7 protein-coding genes are annotated in these 7,975 nt (G+C 64.1%); all 7 read left to right on the forward strand.

From position 1 onward, the window contains the following. Positions 1-2: 2 nt before the first annotated feature. Genes mraZ through mraY form a run of 7 tightly spaced genes read left to right on the forward strand, consistent with a single transcriptional unit; the run spans position 3 to position 7,772 of the window. Entirely contained in the window at positions 3-431 is a 429-nt protein-coding gene (gene mraZ / locus ACTHL0_RS16630; protein ID WP_121277287.1) for a division/cell wall cluster transcriptional repressor MraZ, read from the forward strand. 25 nt (positions 432-456) lie between these two features. Next, positions 457-1,398 (forward strand): 16S rRNA (cytosine(1402)-N(4))-methyltransferase RsmH, encoded by a 942-nt coding sequence (gene rsmH, locus ACTHL0_RS16635; protein ID WP_440567911.1) that lies wholly within the window; start codon positions 457-459, stop codon positions 1,396-1,398. Next, positions 1,395-1,760: a cell division protein FtsL gene (gene ftsL / locus ACTHL0_RS16640; protein WP_440567912.1), complete on the forward strand. Its 366-nt coding sequence runs from the start codon at positions 1,395-1,397 to the stop codon at positions 1,758-1,760. Before rsmH ends, ftsL begins: the two co-directional genes overlap by 4 nt. Continuing rightward, positions 1,757-3,604 (forward strand): peptidoglycan D,D-transpeptidase FtsI family protein, encoded by a 1,848-nt coding sequence (locus ACTHL0_RS16645; protein WP_440567913.1) that lies wholly within the window; start codon positions 1,757-1,759, stop codon positions 3,602-3,604. Before ftsL ends, ACTHL0_RS16645 begins: the two co-directional genes overlap by 4 nt. Then, positions 3,601-5,142: a UDP-N-acetylmuramoyl-L-alanyl-D-glutamate--2,6-diaminopimelate ligase gene (locus ACTHL0_RS16650; protein ID WP_440567914.1), complete on the forward strand. Its 1,542-nt coding sequence runs from the start codon at positions 3,601-3,603 to the stop codon at positions 5,140-5,142. The genes ACTHL0_RS16645 and ACTHL0_RS16650 overlap by 4 nt, the downstream gene beginning before the upstream one ends. Beyond that, complete coding sequence (locus ACTHL0_RS16655) at positions 5,139-6,587, forward strand: UDP-N-acetylmuramoyl-tripeptide--D-alanyl-D-alanine ligase (RefSeq protein ID WP_440567915.1); 1,449 nt, start codon at positions 5,139-5,141, stop codon at positions 6,585-6,587. The genes ACTHL0_RS16650 and ACTHL0_RS16655 overlap by 4 nt, the downstream gene beginning before the upstream one ends. A 15-nt stretch (positions 6,588-6,602) precedes the next feature. Beyond that, positions 6,603-7,772, forward strand: a complete 1,170-nt coding sequence (gene mraY / locus ACTHL0_RS16660) for a phospho-N-acetylmuramoyl-pentapeptide-transferase (protein WP_440567916.1) — start codon at positions 6,603-6,605, stop codon at positions 7,770-7,772. Positions 7,773-7,975 lie beyond the last annotated feature (203 nt).

Genomic DNA, 7,975 nt, shown 5'->3' on the forward strand with positions numbered 1-7,975 from the left:
AGGTGTTTCAGGGGGCGTCGGCGCTGACGCTCGATGCGAAAGGGCGGATGTCCGTGCCCTCTCGGTATCGCGAGGCGCTGCAAGGCGAGGCACAAGGACGGGTGACGCTCACGAAGCACCCGGACGGCTGCCTATTGCTGTTTCCCCGTCCCGAATGGGAAATCTTCCGCACCAAGATCGCCGCATTGCCGATGGATGCTCATTGGTGGCGGCGCATTTTTCTCGGCAACGCCTCCGACGTCGATCTCGATAGCGCGGGACGCATTCTCGTCTCGCCGGAATTACGCATGGCCGCGGGACTGGAAAAGGAAATCATGTTGCTCGGCATGGGAAGCCACTTCGAACTGTGGGACGCGCAGACGTACGCGGCCAAGGAGCAGGCGGCGATGGCGCAGGGCATGCCCGACGCGCTGAAGAATTTCACGTTTTGATCGCGGGTTGAGATAAGGCGCTGCGATGGAAAACGAATTGCAGCATCGCACGGTGCTGCTGGACGAAGCGGTGAATGCGTTGGTGACGCGTCCGGACGGCATTTATGTCGACGGTACCTTCGGGCGCGGCGGCCATAGCCGGGCGGTACTCGCGAAGCTCGGCGAGGCCGGGCGGCTTGTCGCATTCGATAAGGATCCGCTTGCGATCGCGACAGCGCGCGCAATCGGCGATCCGCGCTTCGAGATCGTGCATGAGAGCTTTGCGTCGTTGGCGCCGGCGTTGGCGACGCGCGGGATTGGGCGGGTAGCCGGCGTGCTGCTGGACCTTGGCGTGTCGTCGCCGCAATTGGACGATCCGGCGCGTGGTTTCAGCTTTCGAGCCGACGGCCCGCTCGATATGCGGATGGACCCGACGCGGGGCGAATCCGCGGCCGAATGGCTGGCGCGGGCGAGCCAGCAGGAACTGACGGAGGTCATTCGAGATTATGGGGAAGAACGGTTTGCTGTTCAGATTGCAAAGGCGCTTGTTGCTCGCCGGGCAGAGTCCGACCGTCTCGGGCCTCTCTCAAGCACGGGCGAGCTTGCCGAAATCGTGGCTCGCGCAGTCAAGACCCGTGAGAAGGGCAAGGATCCGGCCACCCGCACCTTTCAGGCTATACGGATTCACGTCAATCAAGAGCTTGCGGAGTTGCAAGTCGTTTTAGAGGCGGCGTTATCGTCGTTGGAGCAAGGGGGGCGGCTGGTGGTCATCAGCTTTCATTCGCTCGAGGATCGAATCGTGAAGCGATTCATGCAGGCGCACGCGAGTGCGCCTGTGATTGATCGTCGCTTGCCGATTCGCGCTGTCGATTTGCCCGCCGCGCCCTTGAAAATCGTTGGCCGTATTTTTGCGAGCCCGGCTGAAGTCGAAGCCAATCCGCGTGCCCGCTCGGCGGTCATGCGCGTCGCGGAGCGCGTCGCGCCATGAGCCGTCTGAACATATTCTTGCTGATCGTCGTTCTCGGTTGCGCGCTTTCCGTCGTCAATGCCACGAACCAGCAACGTCAGTTGTTCGTGCAGCTCGAACGCGCACAGTCACAGGAGCATCAACTGCAGCAGGACTATGCGCAGCTGCAGTATCAGCAAAGCGCACTCTCTAAAACGTCGCGCATCGAACAGCTCGCCACCGATACCCTGAAGATGCAGCCCGCTTCCACGGGCGAGACGCAATTTCTGACGCTCGCGCCCGGTGCCAGCGAGGCCCAGAACGTGTCCATTCCGACGTTGGCGGCCAGTGCGCCCGAGCCGCGCGCTGGCAAGCGCGCCGCTAATCGCGGAGGCGCACGATGAAGCACGCCTCCAAGACGAAAAGCGTGACGTTCTCGTCGAGCCCCGTCCTATCGGTGCGTTTGCCGATGTGGCGTTCGAAACTCGTCGTGTTTCTGCTCTTCACCGCTTTCGTGGCGCTTGCGGCGCGTGCGTTCTGGATTCAGGGCCCGGGCAACGCCTTCTATCAGAAGCAAGGCGAAAGCCGCTACGAGCGCACGATCGGGTTGCCCGCCACACGCGGCAAGATTCTCGACCGCAACGGTCTCGTGCTCGCCACGAGCCTGCCCGTGCGCGCCATTTGGGCCATTCCCGAGTCGGTGCCGGATGATCTCGAGCCGGCCAAGCTCGCGTCGCTCGGCAAATTGCTTGGCATGACCCAAAAGGAATTGCGCACCAAGCTTTCCGAGGACAAAACGTTCGTCTATGTGAAGCGCCAAGTCCCCGTCGATGTTGCCGATAAGATCGAGGCCTTGAAGATCCCCGGCATTTATCAGCGCACTGAATACAAGCGCTTTTATCCGGAAGGGGAAATCACGGCTCATCTGGTCGGCTTCACCAACGTCGAAGACGAAGGCCAGGAAGGGGTCGAACTCAGCGATCAGAAGCTCCTCTCGGGTACGCCCGGCATTCGTCGCGTCATCAAGGACCGGATGGGGCGTGTCATCGAGGATGTCGACGAACAGGTCGTGCCGCACGACGGGCAAGACGTCGAGCTGGCCATCGACAGCAAGATTCAATACATCGCTTATTCGAATCTGAAGGCGGCGGTGGAGAAATCGAAGGCCAAGGCAGGCGCGGCGATCGTCGTGGAGGTGCGCACGGGCAACGTGCTCGCACTCGTCAATTATCCGACGTACAACCCCAACGACCGGTCGCGGCTGACCGGCGAACAGCTGCGTAATCGTGCGCTCACGGACGTCTTCGAACCGGGCTCGATCATGAAGCCGTTTACGGTTTCGCTCGCGCTCGATCTGCATCGGATCACGCCTCATACGCTCGTCGATACCGGCAACGGCAAGTTCACGCTCGACGGCGCGACGATTACCGACGATAGCGCCAACGGCGTGCTCGACGTCGGCGGCGTGCTGCAGAAGTCGAGCAACATCGGCGCGACGAAAATCGCGATGACGCTCAAGCCCGAAGAGATGTGGAATATGTATACGAGCATCGGGCTAGGGCAAGCGCCGAAGGTCGGCTTCCCGGGCGCGGCCGCCGGCCGGCTGCGCCCCTGGAAGAGCTGGCGCCGCATCGAGCAGGCGACGATGTCGTACGGCTATGGCCTGTCGGTCTCGCTGTTCCAGCTCGCGCGCGCCTATACCTCGATCGCCCACGACGGTGAGATCATGCCCGTGTCGATCTTCAAGACGAATTCGGATCAGCCGGCAACGGGTCCGCAAATCTTTTCGCCGACCACGGCGCGCGAAGTGCGCACGATGCTCGAATCGGTCGTGACGAAGGACGGCACGTCGCCCGAGGCGGCCGTGCCCGGTTACCGCGTCGGCGGCAAGAGCGGTACCGCGTATGTGCATACTGCGCACGGCTACGACCGTTCGAAGTATCGCGCTTCGTTCGTGGGGATGGCGCCGATGCCGAATCCGCGCATCGTCGTGGCCGTCTCCATCGATCAACCTACCGCCGGCAGCCACTTCGGCGGCTATGTGTCGGGCCCGGTGTTTTCCGGGATCGTCGGCGACACGCTGCGTGCGTTGAACGTGCCGCCCGATATGCCGGTCAAGCAGCTCGTCGTCTCCGACGATTCCGTCAAGGCCGCGGGCACCGGCGCCGGCAACGCCGCCGCGTTTGCGACCGCCCGGACGATGACGGTCTCGGCCAATGCACATGCACACCCGGGAGTCGTCCGATGACCACTCCCCACGAAGAGGACGCCATGCACCGGGAGCTTTCCGATGCGCTCGACTGGCTGCGCGCCCACGCCGCGGCCGGTGCACAATTGCACGCCGACACGCGCACGCTCGCGGCCGGCGATGTCTTTTTCGCCTATGCCGTCGACGGCGCCGATAGCCGAGCGCACATCGCGAGCGCGTTCGAGCGCGGCGCGGGTGCCGTGCTTTACCAGCCCGAGGGTTTTGCGGGGGCGGTCGATCCCGCGCGTGCGCATGCGGTGCCGCAACTCGATCGCTTGGCCGGTGAAATCGCGAGCCGCTGGTACGGCGCCCCGAGCGAGTCGATGCGAACGATCGGCGTAACGGGGACGAACGGCAAAACATCGTGTTCCCAGTGGATCGCCGCCGCACTGACTGCGCTCGGCGAGCCTTGCGCCGTGATCGGTACGCTCGGAACGGGTATGTCGGGGCATCTCGTTCATACAGGTTTCACGACGCCCGACGCTCCCCAGATGCAACGCTCGCTTGCGCAGCTCGCAGCGGCCGGCGCGCGCGCCGTTTCGATGGAAGTGTCGTCGCATGCGCTGCATCAAGGCCGCGTAAACGGCACGGCGTTCGATATCGCGGTGTTCACCAACCTCACGCAGGATCACCTCGACTATCACCATACATTCGAGGCGTACGAGGCGGCGAAGGCGAAACTGTTCGATTGGTCCACGCTCAAGGCAGCGGTCATCAACCGCGACGACGCGGCCGGACGCCGGCTCATTGCACGCACGCAACCGCGCATGCCGACGATCGTGTACGGCATCGGTGCGACGAGCGATGCACCGAGCGCCCATGCCGCGCTCGTGGCGACGAATGTGCGCGCCACAGCCACCGGCACGGCGTTTCACCTGTCCTCGGATTGGGGCGCGGCCGACGTTGAAGTTGGCACGCTCGGCGAGTTCAACGTCAGCAATCTGTTGGCCGTGCTCGGCGCGCTGCTGGCCGCCGACATTCCGCTGACCGATGCGCTCGCGCAGCTCGCCAAGCTCGAGCCGGTGAACGGGCGCATGCAGCGGCTCGGCGGGCGCATCGCAAACGACGAGCCGCTCGTTGTCGTCGATTACGCTCACACGCCCGATGCGCTCGAGAAGACGCTCGACGCGTTGCGGCCGATGGCTCAGGCGCGCGGTGGGCAGCTCGTGTGCATGTTTGGCTGCGGGGGCGATCGCGACGCCACGAAGCGGCCGCTGATGGGGGCGATCGCGCAGCGTCTCGCCGACGCCGTCGTCGTCACCAGCGACAACCCGCGCAGTGAAGAACCGGCCTCGATCATCGATCAGATTGTCGCGGGCATGACGCATCCCGATAAGGCGCGCCGTATTGAAGATCGCGCGAATGCGATTTTGCAGGCGGTGCGCGGCGCAGCCAAAGAAGACGTTGTGCTGCTGGCCGGCAAGGGGCACGAGGCGACACAGGAAATCATGGGGAAGAAGCGCGTTTTCTCCGATCAGGACCACGCCCGCCTCGCGCTCGCCGCGCGTGCGACGCATTCGCGCGGAGGTGAGCAGTGACGTTGCTTTCATTGGCCGAGGCCGCGCGACTGATTCCGGGCGCCATGGTGGCCGGCGACGGCGCGACGGTATTCGACCGTATTAGTACCGACAGCCGAACGGCCGCTGCCGGCGACTTGTTCGTCGCGTTGAAGGGCGATCGATTCGATGCGCACGACTTTCTGCCCGAGGTCGCCGCGCGCGGCGTAAGCGCCGTGCTCGCGACGCGCTTGCCGGATGGCTGGCAGGCGCCGGCGCTCATCGTACCGGACACCCGGGTTGCGCTCGGCGCGCTTGCGCGCGGCTGGCGCAATCGATTCGCGCTGCCGCTCGTCGCGGTCACGGGCAGCAACGGCAAGACGACCGTCAAGGAGATGATCGCGTCGATTTTCGCGCAGGCCGTCGGCGAATCCTCGCGGCTCGCCACGGCCGGCAACTTCAACAATGACGTCGGATTGCCGCTGACGTTGCTGCGTTTGACGCCGGCGCATCGGCTGGCCGTGATCGAGGTGGGGATGAACCATCCTGGCGAAACGGATGTCCTCGCCAAGATCGCCTTGCCCACTATCGCGCTCGTCAACAATGCGCAGCGTGAGCATCAGGAATTCATGGCGACCGTCGAAGCGGTCGCGCTCGAACACGCAAGCGTCATTCACGCGTTGCGCGCCGATGGCGTCGCCGTATTTCCGGCCGATGACGCCTACGCCGGAATCTGGCGTACGGCGGCCACCGGGAACCCGATCGTCGATTTCGCGCTCGAAGACGCTTCGCGCGATGGCGCAGCAGCGGCTGCGGCAGTCACGGGTGCGCTCGAAGGCAACCGCTTGCATGTGCGCACGCCGGCAGGCGAGTTCGAGGCAACGCTGCAAGCGCTGGGCGATCACAACGCCCGCAACGCGTTGGCGGCGACGGCTGCCGCGCTTGCCGCGAACGTCCCGCTCGATGCGATTGCGCGCGGTCTCGAAGCGTTTTCACCGGTGAAGGGCCGGCTGCAGACGAAGCGTGCGGCGGTGGGAACGTTGGCCGGCGCCGTCGTCATCGACGATACCTACAACGCGAATCCCGATTCGATGCGTGCGGCGATCGACGTGCTGGCGGCACGCAGTGCGCCGCGTGTACTCGTGATGGGCGATATGGGCGAAGTGGGCGACAACGGCCCGGCGTTTCATCGCGAAGTCGGCGCGTACGCGCGCGAGCGCGGTATCGATGTCCTGCTCGCGCTCGGCGACGCCGCCCGCGATTCGTGCGCGGCATTCGACGCGGCGGATTCGAGTGCCGGCGAGGGCCGCGCACGCCACTTCGCTGACGCCGCCGCGCTCATCGAATACGTGCTGCAAGCGGGCATCGGATCGAGCGCGACGCTGCTCGTGAAGGGCTCGCGTTTCATGCGGATGGAGCGCGTCGTCGACGCGCTGACCGCTCAACAACCCCCTGCCGTGCCGGGCGCCGTGCCCGACACGCACTGAAAGAGAAGGAAGAGCATGCTGCTGGTGCTGGCGCAATGGCTGCAGAACGACGCAAGCTTTTTGCGCGTATTCAGCTATCTGACGTTTCGCGCGGTGATGGCCACCATCACCGCGCTCGTGATCGGGCTCGTCTGCGGGCCGTGGGTGATTCGCAAGCTGACGGAGATGAAGGTCGGACAAGCGGTGCGCACCAACGGGCCGCAAACGCACCTCGTCAAATCGGGCACGCCGACGATGGGCGGCGTGCTGATTCTGCTCGCGATCGCTATCTCGACGCTGCTGTGGGCCGATTTGACGAACCGTTTCATCTGGATCGTGATCCTCGTGACGTTCGGTTTTGGCGTGATCGGCTGGGTAGACGATTATCGCAAGGTCGTCTATAAGGACCCGCGCGGCATGTCCTCGCGCGAGAAGTATTTCTGGCAGTCGGTGATCGGTTTGTTCGCCGCCGTGTACCTGGCTTTCAGCGTGTCCGAGGCCAGCAACGTCCGCGTGTTCGACTTGTTCATGGCATGGGTGCGGAGCGGTTTGTCGATGGGGCTGCCGGCACGGGCCGACTTGATGCTGCCGTTCCTGAAGTCGATCAGCTATCCGCTCGGCGTGTGGGGCTTCATCGCGTTGACGTACCTCGTGATCGTCGGCGCCAGCAACGCCGTCAATCTGACGGATGGCCTGGACGGTCTGGTGATCATGCCCGTCGTGCTCGTCGGTGCATCGCTCGGCGTCTTCGCTTACGTGATGGGCAGCTCGGTGTATTCGAAGTATCTGCTGTTTCCGCACATTCCAGGCGCGGGCGAACTGCTGATTTTCTGTTCCGCGATGGGCGGCGCGGGGCTCGCCTTCCTCTGGTACAACACGCACCCGGCGCAGGTCTTCATGGGCGACGTCGGCGCGCTGGCGCTCGGCGGCGCGCTCGGCACGATCGCCGTCATCGTCCGGCAAGAGATCGTGCTCTTCATCATGGGCGGGATTTTCGTGGCCGAGACGCTTTCGGTCATGTTGCAGGTGGTCTGGTTCAAGTACACGAAGAAGCGCTACGGCGAAGGGCGGCGCATCTTCAAGATGGCGCCGCTTCATCACCACTTCGAATTGTCGGGCTGGAAAGAGACGCAGGTCGTCGTGCGCTTCTGGATCATCACGTTGATGCTTTGTCTGTTTGGATTGTCGACGTTGAAGCTGCGCTAAGGCGCGCGGCTAACGGTCATCAGATAGACGCAAAAAGAAACGCAAACGCAAACGCAAACGCGAACGCAAAAGGAAGAGGGAAAGCAAGCGATGTTCGGCGAGATGTTTCGAGATCGGCAAAGGCCGATGGTGCTCGTGCTGGGGCTCGGTGAATCGGGCCTCGCGATGGCGCGCTGGTGTTCGCGCCAGGGGTGCCGTTTGCG

The sequence above is a fragment of the Trinickia sp. genome, from assembly GCF_051961175.1.
GTDB lineage: Bacteria > Pseudomonadota > Gammaproteobacteria > Burkholderiales > Burkholderiaceae > Trinickia.